Raw genomic sequence first — 16936 nt, forward strand, 5'->3', positions numbered from 1 at the left:
TCGTTTGCTTTCGTGATGGTTTTCGGGCGCGCAAAAACACCCTCTGTGGATCAGTAGAAGGAACCTATCACAAAAAAGTGCCGAAATCAATAATTTGCTGCATGGCGGCCATCAAGCCGCCATTCTCGCAACTGCGAGCACGGGACCCGTTTTCCCCAGCTTTGACTTGCGTGACCGTCGCCGCTTCGTCAGCACCGACGAACGGTCGCGGTCACTTCGCGTCAGTCGCCCTGGCCAGGTTCGGCAGAGAAATACTGCTCGTACTTCCCTTCGACGCCGTCCATCTCTTTCGCTTCCGGCATCGGATCGCGCTTGACGGTGATATTCGGCCACTTCGTGGCAAAATCAGCGTTCAATTTCAACCACATATCAAGACCCGGCTCGGTATCCGGCTTGATCGCCTCGGCGGGACATTCCGGTTCGCAAACGCCGCAATCGATGCATTCGTCGGGATGGATGACGAGGAAGTTCTCGCCCTCATAGAAACAATCCACGGGGCAGACTTCAACACAGTCCGTATACTTGCAGCGAATGCAATTGTCGGTCACGACATACGTCATGAGGTACTCCAGCCGATGCTCACGTTTGATGGCAGACGGCAATCAATGGTGATGCTCGTCGTCCGCGCATGCTAGGAATGTCCGGCGCGCATAGCTGCCGAAGCAGGCCCGATGCACCCAACGTGGGTTGTCAGGTAAAGGCTTTATGGACCCTTTGCAAGAATATTCAATGCGCGAAACGCCGCGGAAAAGGCAGAGTTTTCTAATCCTCGCCCGGATCGAAACCGGACTTTAGCCGATCGGTTTCCCGCCGCTCTTTCTTTGTCGGGCGCCCGGCGCCACGGTCGCGCGTTGCGAGATCAAAAGCTGACAGCTTTTCCCTCGGCTGCTCCGGCGTCAGGTCGTCGTAGAGCAGCCGCGCCTCCTCGAACGGACCGCGCCGTTCCCCCGGCGCCAGAACGCGCACCACGAGGTCACGGCGATCGAGAGCGAGTTCGAGCACGTCGCCCGTCTTCACCTGAAACGAAGACTGCGTCACACGCTGCTCATTGACGGCAACACGGCCGTCCTCGATCGCTTTCTGCGCAAGCGACCGGGACTTGATCAGCCGCGTGAAGAACAGCCACTTGTCGAGACGCTGGCGTGAGGCCGGGTTGGACGCGGGCTGTTTCTCCATGGTCTTCCTACTTCTTCATCTGCTCCTTGAGAGCAGCAAGCTTGGCGAAGGGTGAATCCGGGTCCACCGGCTTCTCGCGGCGCGGCGGGCGCGCCTCGAATTTGGCCTGGTTCGGCTTGCCGCCGCGGTCGTGACGATCGTGGCGATCGCCACGCTCCTGGCGCTGGCCGCCCTCGGGCTTACCGCCCTCATGGCGCTTGCCGCGTGCGGCCTGGCCGCCCTTGCGGCCGCCGTCACGCCCCTCGTCACGGCCCTGGCCGTGACGCTGGCCACCGCCGCGACGGTGTTCACCTTGCGGACGGCCGCCCTGGCGCTGGTTGTCCTGGCGGGTGCCGGGACGCCACAGGAGGACAGGCTTGGCTTCGGCGGGTTCGCCACCTTCAGCAGCCTGAGCTTCGGCTGACTGCGCGTCGATCGAGGCTGCAGCAGCTTCGGCTTCGCCGGCAGCAGCTTCCACGACCACCGTCTCGGCTTCGACCGCGCCGTCAGCGGCGTCCGCATCGTCTACCGCAACCGGTTCGGAGACAGCCGCGGCAGCGGTCGCCGTGCCATCCTGGCCGGCGAGGAAGGCTACGGCTTCTTCCGCCTTGACGCTGTCGGCCCTATAGCCGAGCCCCTTGAGGATCTCTTCCATGTCGTCCGGCGTCGCGCCGAGGATCGACAGCATCGACGTGGTCGCCGTGAATCGACGGCCGTCATAGGCGCCTTCCGGACGCGGCTGGGTGCCGGGCTTCCACTGCAGGAGCGGACGGATGATGTCTGCCAGGCGCTCCAGGATATCGATGCGTACCGCGCGTTTTCCGAGGAAACGGAAACCGGCGAGCTTGTAGAAGGTGCGCTCGAAGGACGGATCGGTGACAACAGAAGTGCGGCCGGCCGCCAGCATCGGGATGAGGTCACCGTAGCCGGGCTTGTCGAGGCCGTCGTTCTTCAGCGCCCAGAGAAGCGTGATGAGTTCGGCCGGAGCCGGCTTCAGCAGTGCCGGCAAGAAGATATGGTAGGCGCCAAAACGGACGCCGTACTTGCGGATCGAAGCGCGGCCGTCCTGGTCGAGCGACTTCACCTCGTCAGCGACATCGCGACGGAAGAGCACGCCGAGGTTCTCGACAAGCTGGAAGGCGAGGCCCTTGGCCAGGCCCTCAAGATCCTCAGCGCGCGAAATATCGTCGAGCGGCTTCAAGACCGTGCCGATGTGGTGGTTCACGAAGCGCTCGATGCGGGCGAGCACGTGCTCGCGGGCATTGGCCTGCAGCTGATCGTCGGCAAGAAGGATGACGCGCGGCCGCATGACATGGTCGCTGGCCGCAAGGCGCGCCACGGGATCGCCGAGCCAACGGACGAGACCATCCGACGACAGCGCCAGGTCATTGTTGCCGGACGCATGCAGACGGGCAGCCCGCGCTTCGAACTCGAGCGCCAGCGCCTTCTGCGCAGCACCCTGCACAGCCTTGGCATCCGGACCGTCGCCGCCGGTCGCCAGCGTAAACCGGAAACCGGTTAGTTGTCCTACGTGATGTCCTTCGACGAAGACATCACCATTCACACTGATTTCAGCTTCCAGCATAGCATTCTCTCTCAGGCGCTTCATGAGCACAGATGTCCTGCGATCAACAAAGCGTTTCGTCAACCGTTCATGTAGTGCGTCGGACAATCGATCTTCAATTTCCCGCGTCTTTTCTTGCCAGTGTGTCGGATCGGCCAGCCAGCCCGGCCGGTTCGACACATAGGTCCAAGTCCTGATCTGCGCGATTCGCGCCGAAAGTGTGTCGATCTCACCATCGGTATGATCGGCACGCCGAACCTGCTCAGCCATGAAATCCTCGTTCACCGTACCGCGGCGAACCAGATCTGCGTAGATCGTCGAGATCAAATCCGCGTGCTGAGCCGGCGTGATGCGCCGGTAGTCAGGCAGCGCGCAGGCCTCCCAGAGCTTTTCCACCCGCTCGGCATTGGTGGTGATGTCGACGACTTCGGGGTAGCGCGCCAAATGCTCGAACGCCTGCTGATCTACCGCAGGTAGCGCACGGGCAAGGCCCGGGACCGTGGGCGCAGCATCGAGACTTTTCTTCAAGCCGGCAAGCGACGAGTAGTCGAATGCTTTCGAGCGCCACTGCAGCACCTTCACCGGATCGAACTCATGCGCCTCGATGCGGTGGACGAGCTCGTTGTCGAACGGATCGACCCGGCCGGTCACGCCGAACGTGCCGTCGCGCATGTGGCGGCCGGCGCGGCCGGCAATCTGCGCCAGCTCGGCCGGGTTCAGATGGCGGAACTGGTAACCGTCGAACTTGCGATCCTGGGCAAAGGCGACGTGGTCGACGTCAAGGTTCAGGCCCATGCCGATAGCGTCGGTCGCCACCAGATACTCGACGTCGCCTTCCTGATAGAGCGCGACCTGGGCATTGCGGGTGCGCGGCGAAAGCGCGCCGAGCACCACGGCGGCACCGCCACGTTGGCGGCGGATCAGTTCGGCAATCGCGTAGACCTCGTCGGCCGAAAACGCGACGATCGCCGAGCGATGCGGCAGCCGGGTGATCTTCTTCGAACCGGCGTAGAGCAGCTGCGACATGCGCGGCCGCTCGACCACGGTAATGCCGGGCAGCAATTGCTCCAGGATCGGCCGCATCGTTGCAGCCCCCAGAAGCAGGGTTTCGCCGCGCCCGCGCAGGTGCAACAGCCTGTCGGTGAAGATATGGCCGCGCTCCAGGTCGCCGGCAAGCTGGACTTCGTCGATCGCGACGAAGGACGCTGTCGTCTCGCGCGGCATGGCCTCGACGGTGCAGACCGAATATCGTGCGCGATGCGGCGTGATCTTCTCTTCGCCGGTAATCAGCGCGACGTTGTGGTGCCCAACCTTCTCGACGAGACGCGTATAGACCTCGCGCGCCAAGAGTCGCAACGGCAGACCGATGACACCGCTGTCATGGGCGACCATGCGCTCGATCGCATAATGCGTCTTGCCGGTATTGGTTGGCCCGAGCACCGCAGTTACACCGCGGCCGCTCAGGATCATGGGGTGAACGGACACGTCATCGATCCCGGGCATTCTCAAGATTACGGCAGCGTCTTTTCACGCTGGCGGCAAACACATGCCCACGCGCCGAGCCAAACGCAAGGGGCGCAGACAACTAAAACCATTCAGCAGCGCTTTCCGCACCGCCACACCAGCTGTTGTGGCCGGCGCAGCCGGCATGTGGAACAGCCGTGGAACGAATCGGAGACGAATCGCAGACCCTGTGTGATTCACTGTATGTTCACGACTACATTTAGATTTCAACGACGAAGATTGCACCACATGCTGAATCTGGCGGCGACTCTGTGCTTTGTCGTCTGCGGCATGCGCCAAAATTGCCGGTTTGGCGGTCCGACAGCCCCAAGGATTCGGAATCCAAGACTCTGGAAAGCCTGGAAAATTTTTAACGAATTTGGCTGGAGATTCGCCGAAGCAGGAGAATGAGAATCGCTCTTGGCCACCGCCCTCAAAGCGGGAAGATCTGACGGCGACTCGTCGGGCGCGTATAAGTCCGCTTTTGTTCTCCACAAGATCTAGTAGGCGGGGTGCGCTCCGACAACCGATTGGCCGACCCGGTTTCAGCGATTTGGCACCGCCGAATCCGCGCGACTGCCTGCGGACCGGCATGAAAAACGGCGCCTCGAAGGGCGCCGTTCAACAGCATTCGGCACGTGTTCGGATCAGACGAAAAACTGTCCGCCGTTCGCCGAAATCGTCGAGCCGGTGATGAAGCCGGCATCGTCGGAGGCGAGGAACACGACGCAGCGAGCGATTTCTTCCGGCTCGCCGAGGCGGCCGACCGGGATCTGCGGGATGATCCGCTCGTTCAATACCTTCTCCGGCACCGCCCGCACCATCTCCGTGCCGATGTAGCCCGGGCAGATGGCATTGACGGTGATGCCCTTGGCAGCGCCTTCCTGGGCGAGCGCCTTGGTGAAGCCGAGATCACCGGCCTTGGCAGCGGAATAGTTGGCCTGGCCCATCTGGCCCTTCTGGCCGTTGATCGACGAGATGTTGATGACACGGCCGAAGCCACGGTCACGCATCGCCGACCAGAGCGGATGGGTCATGTTGAAGAGACCGGTCAGGTTGGTGCCGATCACCTCGCCCCACTGCTCCGGCGTCATCTTGTGGAACATCGCGTCCCGGGTGATGCCGGCATTGTTGACCAGGACCTCGACCGGGCCGAGATCGGCCTCGACCTTGGCAATGCCTTCAGCGCAAGACTGATAGCTGGAAACGTCCCACTTGTAGACCGGGATGCCGGTATCCTGCTTGAAGGCCTGAGCCTTCTCGTCATTGCCAGCATAGTTGGCGGCCACCCTATAGCCGGCATTCTTGAGTGCGATGGAAATTGCAGCACCAATGCCGCGCGACCCACCCGTGACCAATGCTACCCTGCTCATGTAAGCCTCCCACTTGATCAGTTCAGTTTCTCGAATGCCTTCTTCATCAGCTTTTCGCCGACCTTTTGTCCGTCGATTTCGGCAGCAGACTGAAATTGCGGCGTCGAAAGCACGGATACTCCCACATCGCACTTTGTCAGCGCGAGGTTCATCATCAGGCTGGTGAGCTGAACCAGCGACGCCTTCAGCGCGCCACTGTCATCCTTCAGCGCAGCAGCCATCATGTCCTTGAAAACGACCTCGTCGTCAGAAGTCGTATGTTCCAGCATGCACTCGACCTGCCGCGCCTCATCAAGAGGCGCGGGATTGGCATGTGCAGATACGATCGGCGAACCGGCCAGCAAGAGGGAAAACGGAACCCACCTGGCGCTGTTCATGCCATCAAACCGACTAGAGCCGTTCGACGCACATGGCGACGCCCATGCCGCCACCGATGCAGAGCGTTGCAAGCCCCTTGGAAACGCCGCGGCGCTTCATCTCGAACAGCAGCGTGTTGAGCACGCGGGCGCCGGACGCACCGATCGGATGGCCGATGGCGATCGCGCCGCCGTTGACGTTGACGATCGACGGATCCCAGCCGAGGTCCTTGTTGACCGCGCAGGCCTGGGCGGCAAAGGCCTCGTTGGCTTCGACCAATTCGACATCGCCGATCGCCCAGCCGGCTCTCGCCAGCGCCTTGCGCGAAGCCGGGATGGGCCCGGTGCCCATGACCTGCGGATCGACGCCGGCCGTCGCCCAGGAAACGATCCGGGCGAGCGGCTGGATACCGCGCTTGGAAGCCTGCGCCTCGGTCATCAGAAGGGTTGCAGCAGCACCGTCGTTGAGGCCGGATGCGTTGCCGGCGGTGACGGTGCCTTCCTTGTCGAAGGCCGGACGCAGCTTGGTCATCTGGTCGAGCGTCGCACCATGGCGGATGTATTCGTCCTGGTCGACGGTAACGTCGCCCTTACGGCCCTTGACGATGAAGGGAATGATCTCGTCGGCGAAACGCCCGGCCTTCTGGGCGGCCTCAGCCTTGTTCTGCGAGGCGAGCGCGAAAGCGTCCTGCTCCTCGCGGCTGAGCTGCCACTGGCGGGCGACATTTTCGGCCGTGATGCCCATGTGATAGCCGTAGAAGGCGTCGGTGAGACCATCCTTGATCATCGTATCGATCATCTTGAAGTCGCCCATCTTCACGCCGCCGCGCAAGTGCGAGCAATGCGGCGCCATCGACATGGATTCCATGCCGCCGGCGACGATGATCTCTGCATCACCGGTTGCAATCTGCTGCATGCCGAGGGCGACTGCGCGCAGGCCAGAGCCGCAGAGCTGATTCATGCCCCAGGCGGTTTTCTCCTGCGGGACGCCCGCCTTCATCGCGGCTTGACGCGCCGGGTTCTGGCCTTCGCCGGCCTGCAGCACCTGGCCGAGGATCACCTCGTCGACCTCGCCGGCTTCGACGCCGGCGCGCTCGAGCACGCCCTTGATCACGGCCGCGCCGAGTTCATGCGCTGGCGTATTGCCGAAAGCGCCGTTGAAGGAACCGACCGCCGTACGGGCGGCGCTGGCGATCACGATGGAGGGATTGCTCATGGGACGTTTCCTCAGATCTTCTTGCCTAATGGAGGCAGACTGGCAAAGCGCGCGGCGCAAGTCAAACGCCTTGATGCGCTGCCACAAAACCGTCATCTGAGGTTGAACCGCAAGATTTCGCACTTGCGTCGCCGCAACGCACAAAGACATTGTCAGCAGCGCTCTTTTGCGGATACTCTGAAAAACGCAATAAAGACGGGACGATGGGTGAGAGGAGACCCTGATGGCGAAGCACGAAGGCCAGATCGTTATAAAAAAATATGCGAACCGGCGGCTCTACAACACCGGGACCAGCACCTATGTCACGCTCGACGACCTGGCAGTGATGGTGAAGAAGGGCGAGGATTTCGTCGTCCAGGATGCCAAATCCGGCGAGGATATTACCCATTCCGTCCTGACGCAGATCATCTTCGAGCAAGAATCGAAGACCGGCAACACGCTGCTGCCGATCTCGTTCCTGCGCCAGCTCATCTCGTTCTACGGCGACCAGATGCAGATGGTCGTGCCAAGCTATCTCGAGCACTCGATGCAGGCTTTTACCGAGCAGCAGTCGCAGATGCGCGAGCAGATCAACAAGGCCTTCGGCGACACCCCGCTTGGCAAGAACCTGCAGGTTCCGCTGCAACTTGTCGAAGAGCAGGTCCGTCGCAACACCGAGATGTTCCATCAGGCGATGCAGATGTTCTCGCCGTTCATCACCGCCGCTCCGGTCAAGGAGACCAAGAAGGCGGAAGCCAAGGACATCGACGAGCTCAAGGAGCAACTCCGCGCACTCCAGACCAAGCTCGACAATCTCGGCTGAGCCCAGCCGCTATCAATGTCCGCGAGATTGAGCACGGGTCGCCCCCGTGCTCGAATGATCAACTTGATCCAAAATTTCGTGCAGGCAGTCTCCCAGGAGACTAGGCGCGCCACCCGACGCCCACGACGGGCCGCGGCTTCAAAGCCCGATCGACACATCCCGGCCGGCCGAGCGCATCGAGACGGCGAAGCCGGCGATGACGTCGATGAAGCTGATCGTCATCAGGATGAAGAAGAGTTGCGTCGCTGCCGGCGCCAGCAGCAGGAATTCGATCAGAAAGACGATAAAAAGCACCATCGACAGAAGGTGATCCATCAGCGCGCGCGAGCTCGTGCGCGTAGCCTTCAACAGTTCGACGAAGAGCAGGATCAGCGCCCCGACGATCAGGAGGTCTCCGAAGCGCATCGTCCAGGTCGCACCTGAAAGCATCGAGAGCGAAAGCATCTCGGCGTTAAGCCCGGCAATGCCGCCGAACATTCCGATCATAGCGAGATTGTACACTGCGAACGGCAGGATCAAGAGCGGGACGGCAGCAAGCATCGGGCACGGACTCCTTGGCCGCATCAGCGGCTTTTCCACGATAGGACGCCAGTCGTAGCACCACGTCCGAGCAAGAAAATGTCAGATGCAAAACAAAAGGGCCGGCAAAGCCAGCCCTTTATGACTTAATCCGCAAAAGGAAACGCTTATGCGTTTTCCTTCGGGGTCAGAACCTGACGGCCACGGTACATGCCGGTCTTCAGGTCGATGTGGTGCGGGCGGCGCAGTTCGCCGGAGTTCTTGTCTTCGACGTAGGTCGGAGCCTTGAGGGCGTCAGCGGAACGGCGCATGCCACGCTTGGACGGGCTCGTTTTTCTTTTCGGTACAGCCATTTCATTCTCCACTTATCGGGCAAACACTGTTCAGCAGCCGAAATGGCCGTGTAAAACAGATGTCAATCACGGAAATTTGGCGCGCTTATACATGGCCAACTCCCGTTTGACCAGTCCCCAGCGGCAATTTTTCGACTCGGCCCATTCAAACCTCGTCTTCGGCAACGACCCAGGCTTCCGCGCGGGCTGCCTCTTCCCATTTCCGGAAAGCGGGGTGTGCCTTCACGCGCTCCATGTAACCGAGCGTTTCTGGATCCGCAACGAGATCATAGACGTCGAAGCGGTTGACCACAGGAGCATACATCGCATCGGCCGCGCTGAAAGCGCCGAAGAGGAACGGGCCACCGGAGCGGGCAAGCGCCTCCTTCCAGATCTGTTCGATACGGGCCACGTCAGCGCGAATATCTGCCGCGGCGTCGAGCGCCTGCTTCTGTCGACGAATGTTCATGGGGCAGGCACCGCGCAGCGCCCGAAACCCCGAGAGCATCTCCATCGAATAGCTGCGCGCCCGGGCGCGTGCCTGACCATCTGACGGCCACAGGTCGGCATCGGGGAAGAGTTCCGCGACGTATTCGATGATCGCCAGCGATTCCCAGACGAGAAGATCGCCATGGCGCAGCAGCGGCACCTTTCCGGTCGGCGAGATCGCGCGGATCTCGGGATTTCCGGCGGCGAAATCGAAAGGAATGACCACGTCCTCGAAATCGATTCCAGCGGCTGTCAGTGCCAGCCAGGGCCGCATCGACCAGGACGAATAGTTCTTGTTGCCGACATAGAGAGTAAGTCCGGTCATCTGTTTTCCTTGGTTGCTGGCCTGGAACGCCGTGCGTTCAAACGAACTCACAAGGGACGCTCCAGCACTCTGATTTTAGAGCATCCCGCTTTCAAGCGATTCCACTTGAAAGCGGGATGCTCTGGCCCGAAAAAACGATCAGTTCCTCGAAATGGTTCATGTCCTCAAACGAGCAGAAGGCCGGCGGATCGAGTTCGATCACCGGTGTCTGCTGACGGAGAAAGGCAAGTTGCTCGTTCAGCATCACCTGCCAGCGCGGCAACGCTGCATCGTCCAGCCAATCGATGGGATAGGCGTAGGTGATGTGGAATTCGTAGTCGTCATGATCGGGATGGCGATAGCCAAAGCCTTCAGCGAAGGCATCGCGCCAACGTTTCAGGCACGAGCGGTCGGCGGCGCTGTCGCCCTCGAGCGTGAGGCCGGTCGGTGTGATATCGGTCACCCGGGCGCGAAAAGGCTCCAGCGGCGCAAAATCCTCGAGCGCCGTGCGATAGTGCTCGGTCATCGCGTCGATCGGCGTGTCGAGCGCGATGTCGGCAGGCCAGTAGGGCAACCTGCGGCGATATTCGATGATGCCCTGGAAAATCGTCATGTGCAGACTGGACGGATGCGTGAAGGCAAACTGCCGGGCCTCGGGCATCGCCATCAAGTGCTCGCGCACGGCGAGCACGGCCGTTTCGGAAACTGATCCGGCAGCGACGTGGGAGACAACCGTGTTGCCTGGCTCGCGCAGAAAACGACCATCCGCAGTGTAGCGCGTTCCCAGATGTCTTGGCGGCGCCTGGTTGGCGCTGCGGCCGAAGGCGAGAAGCGACGGGGAAATAAAGGTCATGGGGTGATCGGGCCTTCTAGAGTGGAGAGAGGCCCGGATGGCAGAACTCTACTACGCCAGGATGACATCGCCCGGCTGCGGCATCCAATGAAAAGGTCTGATCTCAATCATAAAGGCAGGTGATGTAGCCGCCCGAGCGGCTGGCGCGGCGCTCGATCAGGTTCGCCAGGCGCTTGAGCCCCCGGCCGGGCTTGCCGGCGTTGCGCTCCTTCGGATTGGGCAGCGACACCGCAAGCAGGGCGGCCTGCCGGCGTGACAGGTTGGCGGCAGAAACCCCGAAGTGGTGGCGAGCCGCCGCCTCGATGCCGTAGATCCCGTCACCCCATTCGGCGATGTTCAGGTAGATCTCCATCATCCGCCGCTTGCTCCAGACGAAATCGGCGGCAACCGCCAGCGGCAACTCCATCCCCTTGCGCAAGAACGAGCGGCCGTTCCACAGATAGAGGTTCTTGACCGTCTGCATCGGTATGGTGCTGGCGCCGCGGGTAGATTCGCCTTCGAGCGCATCTTCGACGACGCCGCGCATCTGCCCCCAGTCGACGCCGCCATGGGCGCAGAACTGGCCGTCCTCCGACATCATCACCGACTGTACGAGCACCGGCGCGATATCGTCGAACTCGACCCATTGGCGATCGTAGCCGCGCAACAGGACAAGGTCGCGCAACATCAGCGTCGAGACGGGGTGGATGAACTCGACGAGATAGAGAACAATCAGTGCATAGGGCAGGACCAGGAAGCCGAGGACTGCAAGCACGATCTGGCGGCGGCGGGTCCGCAATGTCCGTCGGAGCGAAGACCAGCGACTAGAAGGCACCTCGCCCTCCTCGCGCGCTTCCGGAACGACGTTCACGGCCTGACTGTCCACCTCACTGTCCATCCGCTTCTCTTAGTGTATAGGCCGGCAAAGTTGAACGGCCTTTCTGGCAAAAGGCAAGGCGCACGCGTCGCTGTCCCATAGAAAGCGCGCCGCTGCGACACGAATCCCCGTTGAAAGGCCTCATCGCTCATGCCAAAGAGCGCTGCATGAGACAGGACACACCGACTTTCGCCAGCCGGCTTGCCGGCAATGCCCGCGCCGTCGAAGCTCTGCTCGAGCGCCTGCTCGACGCCGCGACCGAGGTGGACGAGATCGCGCGCCCGGCAAACCTGCTCGCTGCCATGCGGCACGGCGTGCTGAACGGCGGCAAGCGGCTCCGCCCCTTCCTGGTGATCGAATGCGCCGATCTCCTCGGCGGCAACCGTGATGCCGCCTCACGCGTCGGCGCTGCACTCGAATGCGTGCATTGTTATTCGCTCGTCCACGACGACCTGCCGGCGATGGACGACGACGATATCCGCCGGGGGCAGCCCACCGTGCACAAGGCCTTCGACGAGGCGACCGCGATCCTTGCCGGCGACAGCCTGCTGACCTTCGCCTTCGACATCATCGCCGGCCCGGAAACGACGCTGACGGACACCCAGAAAGTGGAATTGATCCTGGCGCTCGGACGCGCCGCCGGCCACGGCGGCATGGCCGGTGGACAGGCGCTCGATCTGGCCGCGGAAAAGAACGCGCCCGACGAGGCCGGCATCGTCACGCTGCAGGCGATGAAGACAGGGGCTCTCATCCGCTTCGCCTGCGAGGCAGGTGCCATCGTCGCCGGCGCTTCCAAGGACGATCGCGCGCGGCTTCGCGCCTTCGGCGAAAAGATCGGCCTTGCCTTCCAGCTTGCCGACGACCTGCTCGACCTCACCGCCGATGCCGAGACCATGGGCAAGGCGACCGGCAAGGACGCCGCCCGCGGCAAGGGCACGCTGGTCGCTCTGCATGGGCAGGCCTGGGCCGAGCAGCGACTGGAGCAGCTTGTCGCAGAAGCCGAAACCCTGCTCGCACCCTATGGCGAGCGATCGCCCATTCTCATTGAAACCGCCCGTTTCGTCGCCAACCGCAGGAACTGACCCCGTGAGCAAATACTGGTCGCCGATCGTCTCCAAGCTGAAGCCATATGTGCCAGGCGAACAGCCGCGCATCGACAACCTCACAAAGCTCAACACCAACGAGTGTCCCTATGGCCCTTCTGGCAAGGTGATCGATGCGATCCGCGCGGCGGCGAGCGATGACCTGAGGCTCTATCCCGACCCATTGGCGCTGAGGCTGCGCCAGACGATCGCGGCACGCTACGGCGTGACGGCCGAACAGGTCTTCGTCGGCAACGGTTCCGACGAGGTGCTGGCGCACATCTTCGCGGGCCTGCTCAAGCACGACGCGCCGCTGCTTTACCCGGATATCTCCTACAGCTTCTATTCGACCTATGCGCGGCTCTTCGAGATCGACGCGGTCGAAGTGCCGCTGAACGATCGCTTCGGGATCGATCTCGCTGACTATGACCGCCGTTGTGGCGCGATCATCCTGCCGAATCCGAACGCGCCGACCGGCATCGTCCTGCCGCTCGCCGACATCGAACGGCTGGTCGCGAGCCATCCAGACCAGCCCGTCGTCATCGACGAGGCCTATGTCGATTTCGGCGGCCAGTCGGCAGTGGAACTGGTTTCGAAATACGAGAACCTGCTGGTCGTGCAGACCTTCTCCAAGTCGCGTGCGCTAGCCGGCCTGCGCGTCGGTTTCGCCATCGGCCAGCGCCCACTGATCGAGGCGCTGGAACGCGTCAAGGACAGCTTCAACTCCTATCCGCTCGGCCGCCCGGCCCAGGCCGGCGCCACTGCCGCGATCGAAGACGAGGCCTGGTTCGACGAGACCCGGGCAAAGATCATTGCGTCACGCGAGCGCCTGACGGCGGATCTCACCGCGCGCGGCTTCGAGGTTCTGCCGTCAGGCGCCAATTTCGTCTTTGCCCGCCATCCGGATCATGCGGGCGACACCCTGATGAAGGCGCTGCGCGAACGCGCCGTGCTGGTGCGCCATTTCGCCAAGCCTCGCATTTCCGATTTCCTACGCATCACCATCGGTACCGATGCGGAATGCGCCCGGTTGATCGAAGCGCTCGACGAGATCCTCTGAGATCTTGTCACCGTCACATTTCGCCGTTTCAAACAGGCGATGAACTGATCTAGCCTCCGGCGACCGAGCCGGAGCTTTTCTCGCATGTTCGACCCGACGCCCTATCTACCGCAGCTTCTCGTCGCCTGGACCGCTTACCTGATCGCGACGGCATCGCCGGGGCCTGCGATCCTCGCGATCATCACCACCTCGGTCAGTGAGGGGCGAAAGGCGGGTCTGGCGCTCGCCTTCGGCGTACTCACTGGCAGCTACACCTGGGCAATGCTGACCGCGTCCGGCCTCTCGGCGCTGATCCGCGCCTATGGACACGCGATCATTGTCTTGAAGATCGCCGGTGCCTGTTATCTGTTCTGGCTCGCTTACCATGCGCTGCGCGCCGCCATGCACAGCGACAAGACGCAAATCGTGCCGGTGGCGAAGGCGCAGACTTCGCTGAAACGGCTCTATCTCAAGGGTTTAGGCATCCACCTGACCAACCCGAAGGCGATCTTCTCCTGGATCATGCTGGTCTCGCTCGGCATGCCGGAGGGGGCACCGGTCGGCGTTACCGCCACCTTCATCGGCGGCTGCATGGTCTTGGGCCTGATGACCTTCTGCGGCTTTGCGATCGTCTTTTCCCTTTCGCCGGTGCACCGCGCCTATCTGAAATCCAGACGACTGATCGAAAGCCTGATGGCCGGATTCTTCGCCTTTGCCGGGCTGAAGCTGCTGACGTCGCGCCTATAGCTCGAACCGCGCGCATCCCAGCGGGACGCACGTCGTTGCATTCGAGATTTCTTGAAGTAGGCCGCAACAAAGTGCGACCACAAGCGGGGTCACCTACTCGGCGGCCGCCTGGCCGCGGCCGTAGCGCTTTTCGATATAGTCAGAGACCAGCGTCTCGAAATCAGCCGCAATGTTCGGGCCGCGCAAGGTCATCGCCTTCTCGCCGTCGATGAAGACGGGAGCTGCCGGCATTTCGCCGGTGCCCGGCAGCGAGATGCCGATGTCGGCATGTTTGCTTTCGCCGGGGCCGTTGACGATGCAGCCCATGACCGCGACCTTCAGGCCCTCTACACCGGGATATTTCTCGCGCCAGACCGGCATGTTGCGACGGATGTCGTCCTGGATCTTCTGGGCAAGTTCCTGGAACACCGTCGACGTCGTGCGGCCGCAGCCCGGACAGGCGGCAACGACCGGGATGAACTGGCGGAAGCCCATCACCTGCAGCAGTTCCTGCGCCACTTGCACCTCGCGGGTGCGGTCGCCGCCGGGCTCCGGCGTCAGCGAGATGCGGATCGTATCGCCGATGCCCTGCTGCATCAGGATGCCGAGCGAGGCCGACGAAGCGACGATGCCCTTGGTGCCCATACCGGCTTCGGTAAGCCCAAGATGCAGCGCATGGTCGGAGCGGGCCGACAGCATGGCATAGACGGCGATCAGGTCCTGAACGCCGGAAACCTTGGCCGAGAGGATGATGCGGTTGCGCGGCAAGCCGATCTCTTCGGCAAGTTCGGCCGAAAGCAGCGCCGACTGCACGATCGTTTCGCGCGTCACCTCCTGGGCGGTCAGCGGGAATCCGTTGGCCTTGTTCTCGTCCATCAGCCGCGTCAGCAGCTCCTGGTCGAGCGAGCCCCAGTTGACGCCGATGCGCACCGGCTTGTCGTAGCGGATCGCCATCTCGACGATCTCGGCGAACTGCTTGTCCTTCTTGTCCTTGAAGCCGACATTGCCCGGGTTGATGCGGTACTTGGCGAGAGCCTCGGCGCAAGCCGGATGATCGGCAAGCAGCTTGTGGCCGATATAGTGAAAGTCACCGACGAGTGGCACGTCCATGCCGAGACGCAGCAGCCGTTCGCGGATTTTTGGCACGGCGGCAGCACTCTCGTCGCGGTCGACCGTGATGCGCACCAGTTCCGAACCGGCCTTGTGCAGGGCTGCCACCTGCGCGACCGTCGCATCGATATCGGCCGTGTCAGTATTGGTCATCGACTGGACCACGACCGGCGCCCCACCCCCGACGATGACGCCGCCGACATCGACGGCGACGGAGCCACGGCGAGGTTGCGGGTCAAAATCGAAGGCGGAAGACATGAAGGCCTCTTCGTGGTCACTAAGCCGGGCGAGAATGCGGGCGGAACCCAGATGGATTTTCCTCATTCCGCCTTGGCCATTTGCCTTTCAGGTGGATGAGGAAAGCTTGATTGTCAACGGCGACATCATGCCCTGACGGCGATTTGATGGCCGCCTTGGGCGTGAAGGCCCCTCAGCCCGCTGCCGCGACCTTCTCCTCGCCTCAGTGTCCCTTGGCGTGATCCGCGTGCACCGCATGGTGCGACAACAACAGCACGACGATGAACAGCACCGGTACCGCGGTAAAGACGATGGCAAAGCCCGTATGCTCGGCGACGAAGCCGATCACCGACGGGGCGAAAAGCATGCCCGAATAACCCATGAATGTCGCAACCGAGAGGCCGATGCCCGGCTGCAGGCCCGGCATGTTGCCGGCTGCCGAAAAGGCGATCGGCACCATGTTGGAAATGCCGATGCCAGCAATGGCAAAGCCGAGGATGGCGCTGTAGGCGTTCGGCGCCGTGCCGGCGATGATCATGCCGACGAGAGCCGTGACCGTGCAGATGCGCAAGGTCCGCTTGGCACCGAAGCGATCGCGCACGAGATCCCCGGCAAAACGCATCGTCGCCATGGTTGCAGAGAAGGCAGCAAAGCCGAAGCCCGAGAGCTCAACGGAAGCGCCGAGCTCATTGCGGAGATAAAGCGCACCCCAGTCGAGCACCGTTCCCTCGGGCACCATCGAAAACAGCGCCATGATGCCGATAAGCCAGGGGAGCGGCGTCATCGGCAGGCGCAGCTTTTCCTTGGCGGCAGCCGGATGCGGCTCGTCGGCAAGGATCATCGGCCAGGCGATCGCGATCAGCGCAAGGCAGATCACCGTGACGACCAGGACATGCGGCAGCACGCCGAAGCGCGCCATCAGGAAACCGCCGATGCCGGCGCCGATCAGGCCGCCGAGGCTCCAATAGGCGTGGCAGGACGACATGATCGCCCGACGCATCGACTTTTCGACCTCGACCGCATTGGCGTTCATGGCGACGTCCATGGCGCCGACGAAGCCGCCGAGCACGAACATGCCGATCGCCGCCGTCCAGACGTTGGGCACCAGCGTCAGAAGCAGGAGCAGCGGCGACAGGACGATCGCCGTGACCTTGACGACCTTCTGCGAACCGATGCGGGCGATGTAGCCGCCGGCAATCGGCATCAGAACCAGCGAGCCGATGCCGAACATCAGGATCAAAAGACCAAGCACGCTTTCGCTGATACCAAGCCGGTCCTTGAACTCGGGGATTTTGGGCGCCCAGCTACCGGTGACAAAACCGTTCATCAGGAAAAGCAGCGAAACCGCCAGCCGGTTGCGGGTCATGTAGCCCTGGCGGACAGTCGCGGTAGGAGTACGTTGGTCCATGGTCTTGCCTCT

The 16936-nt window shown here is 62.3% G+C and carries 17 protein-coding genes; 4 read left to right on the forward strand and 13 right to left on the reverse strand.

The window, feature by feature from the left end:
• Positions 1-221: 221 nt before the first annotated feature.
• The 6 genes from fdxA to MKZ91_RS13270 form a co-directional block, all read right to left on the reverse strand.
• Positions 222-560 carry a ferredoxin FdxA gene (fdxA, locus tag MKZ91_RS13245; protein ID WP_336171452.1) on the reverse strand — a complete coding sequence of 113 codons (339 nt, stop codon included), beginning with the start codon at positions 558-560 and terminating at the stop codon, positions 222-224.
• A gap of 202 nt (positions 561-762) precedes the next feature.
• A complete protein-coding gene (locus MKZ91_RS13250) occupies positions 763-1176 on the reverse strand; it encodes an RNA-binding S4 domain-containing protein (protein ID WP_336171326.1) in 414 nt (137 codons plus the stop codon).
• A 7-nt stretch (positions 1177-1183) separates the two neighbouring features.
• Complete coding sequence (locus MKZ91_RS13255; protein ID WP_336171453.1) at positions 1184-4189, reverse strand: helicase-related protein; 3006 nt, start codon at positions 4187-4189, stop codon at positions 1184-1186.
• A gap of 680 nt (positions 4190-4869) precedes the next feature.
• Complete coding sequence (locus MKZ91_RS13260) at positions 4870-5595, reverse strand: beta-ketoacyl-ACP reductase (RefSeq protein WP_336171327.1); 726 nt, start codon at positions 5593-5595, stop codon at positions 4870-4872.
• 17 nt (positions 5596-5612) lie between these two features.
• On the reverse strand, positions 5613-5972 hold the full coding sequence (locus tag MKZ91_RS13265; protein WP_336171328.1) for a hypothetical protein: 360 nt from the start codon (positions 5970-5972) through the stop codon (positions 5613-5615).
• A 13-nt stretch (positions 5973-5985) separates the two neighbouring features.
• Complete coding sequence (locus tag MKZ91_RS13270) at positions 5986-7167, reverse strand: acetyl-CoA C-acetyltransferase (protein ID WP_336171329.1); 1182 nt, start codon at positions 7165-7167, stop codon at positions 5986-5988.
• Between the two features lie 223 nt (positions 7168-7390).
• Between MKZ91_RS13270 and phaR the strand changes: the two genes are divergently transcribed.
• Positions 7391-7969: a polyhydroxyalkanoate synthesis repressor PhaR gene (phaR, locus tag MKZ91_RS13275; protein WP_336171330.1), complete on the forward strand. Its 579-nt coding sequence runs from the start codon at positions 7391-7393 to the stop codon at positions 7967-7969.
• Positions 7970-8107: 138 nt separating this feature from the next.
• On the opposite strand, the gene MKZ91_RS13280 is transcribed toward phaR, so the two are convergent.
• The 5 genes from MKZ91_RS13280 to mtgA form a co-directional block, all read right to left on the reverse strand.
• Entirely contained in the window at positions 8108-8509 is a 402-nt protein-coding gene (locus MKZ91_RS13280) for a hypothetical protein (RefSeq protein ID WP_336171331.1), read from the reverse strand.
• A gap of 146 nt (positions 8510-8655) precedes the next feature.
• On the reverse strand, positions 8656-8841 hold the full coding sequence (gene rpmF, locus MKZ91_RS13285) for a 50S ribosomal protein L32 (protein ID WP_026186748.1): 186 nt from the start codon (positions 8839-8841) through the stop codon (positions 8656-8658).
• Positions 8842-8986: 145 nt separating this feature from the next.
• Positions 8987-9634, reverse strand: a complete 648-nt coding sequence (locus MKZ91_RS13290; protein ID WP_336171332.1) for a glutathione S-transferase family protein — start codon at positions 9632-9634, stop codon at positions 8987-8989.
• A 91-nt stretch (positions 9635-9725) separates the two neighbouring features.
• Entirely contained in the window at positions 9726-10466 is a 741-nt protein-coding gene (locus MKZ91_RS13295) for a DUF1868 domain-containing protein (RefSeq protein WP_336171333.1), read from the reverse strand.
• A 103-nt stretch (positions 10467-10569) separates the two neighbouring features.
• Positions 10570-11343: a monofunctional biosynthetic peptidoglycan transglycosylase gene (mtgA, locus tag MKZ91_RS13300; protein WP_442892273.1), complete on the reverse strand. Its 774-nt coding sequence runs from the start codon at positions 11341-11343 to the stop codon at positions 10570-10572.
• Positions 11344-11489: 146 nt separating this feature from the next.
• Between mtgA and MKZ91_RS13305 the strand changes: the two genes are divergently transcribed.
• The 3 genes from MKZ91_RS13305 (at position 11490) to MKZ91_RS13315 (ending at position 14190) form a co-directional block, all read left to right on the forward strand.
• Complete coding sequence (locus MKZ91_RS13305; RefSeq protein ID WP_336171334.1) at positions 11490-12404, forward strand: polyprenyl synthetase family protein; 915 nt, start codon at positions 11490-11492, stop codon at positions 12402-12404.
• Positions 12405-12408: 4 nt separating this feature from the next.
• Complete coding sequence (gene hisC, locus MKZ91_RS13310) at positions 12409-13464, forward strand: histidinol-phosphate transaminase (protein WP_336171335.1); 1056 nt, start codon at positions 12409-12411, stop codon at positions 13462-13464.
• 84 nt (positions 13465-13548) lie between these two features.
• Positions 13549-14190, forward strand: coding sequence for a LysE family translocator (locus tag MKZ91_RS13315; RefSeq protein WP_336171336.1), 642 nt, complete (start codon positions 13549-13551; stop codon positions 14188-14190).
• 93 nt (positions 14191-14283) lie between these two features.
• Here MKZ91_RS13315 and ispG read toward each other — a convergent pair whose 3' ends face one another.
• Entirely contained in the window at positions 14284-15537 is a 1254-nt protein-coding gene (gene ispG / locus MKZ91_RS13320; protein ID WP_336171337.1) for a flavodoxin-dependent (E)-4-hydroxy-3-methylbut-2-enyl-diphosphate synthase, read from the reverse strand.
• A gap of 202 nt (positions 15538-15739) precedes the next feature.
• Entirely contained in the window at positions 15740-16924 is a 1185-nt protein-coding gene (locus MKZ91_RS13325) for an MFS transporter (RefSeq protein ID WP_336171338.1), read from the reverse strand.
• Between the last annotated feature and the right edge of the window lie 12 nt (positions 16925-16936).

The organism is Ensifer sp. MJa1 (assembly GCF_037026475.1).
In the GTDB taxonomy this organism is placed as follows: Bacteria; Pseudomonadota; Alphaproteobacteria; order Rhizobiales; family Rhizobiaceae; genus Ensifer.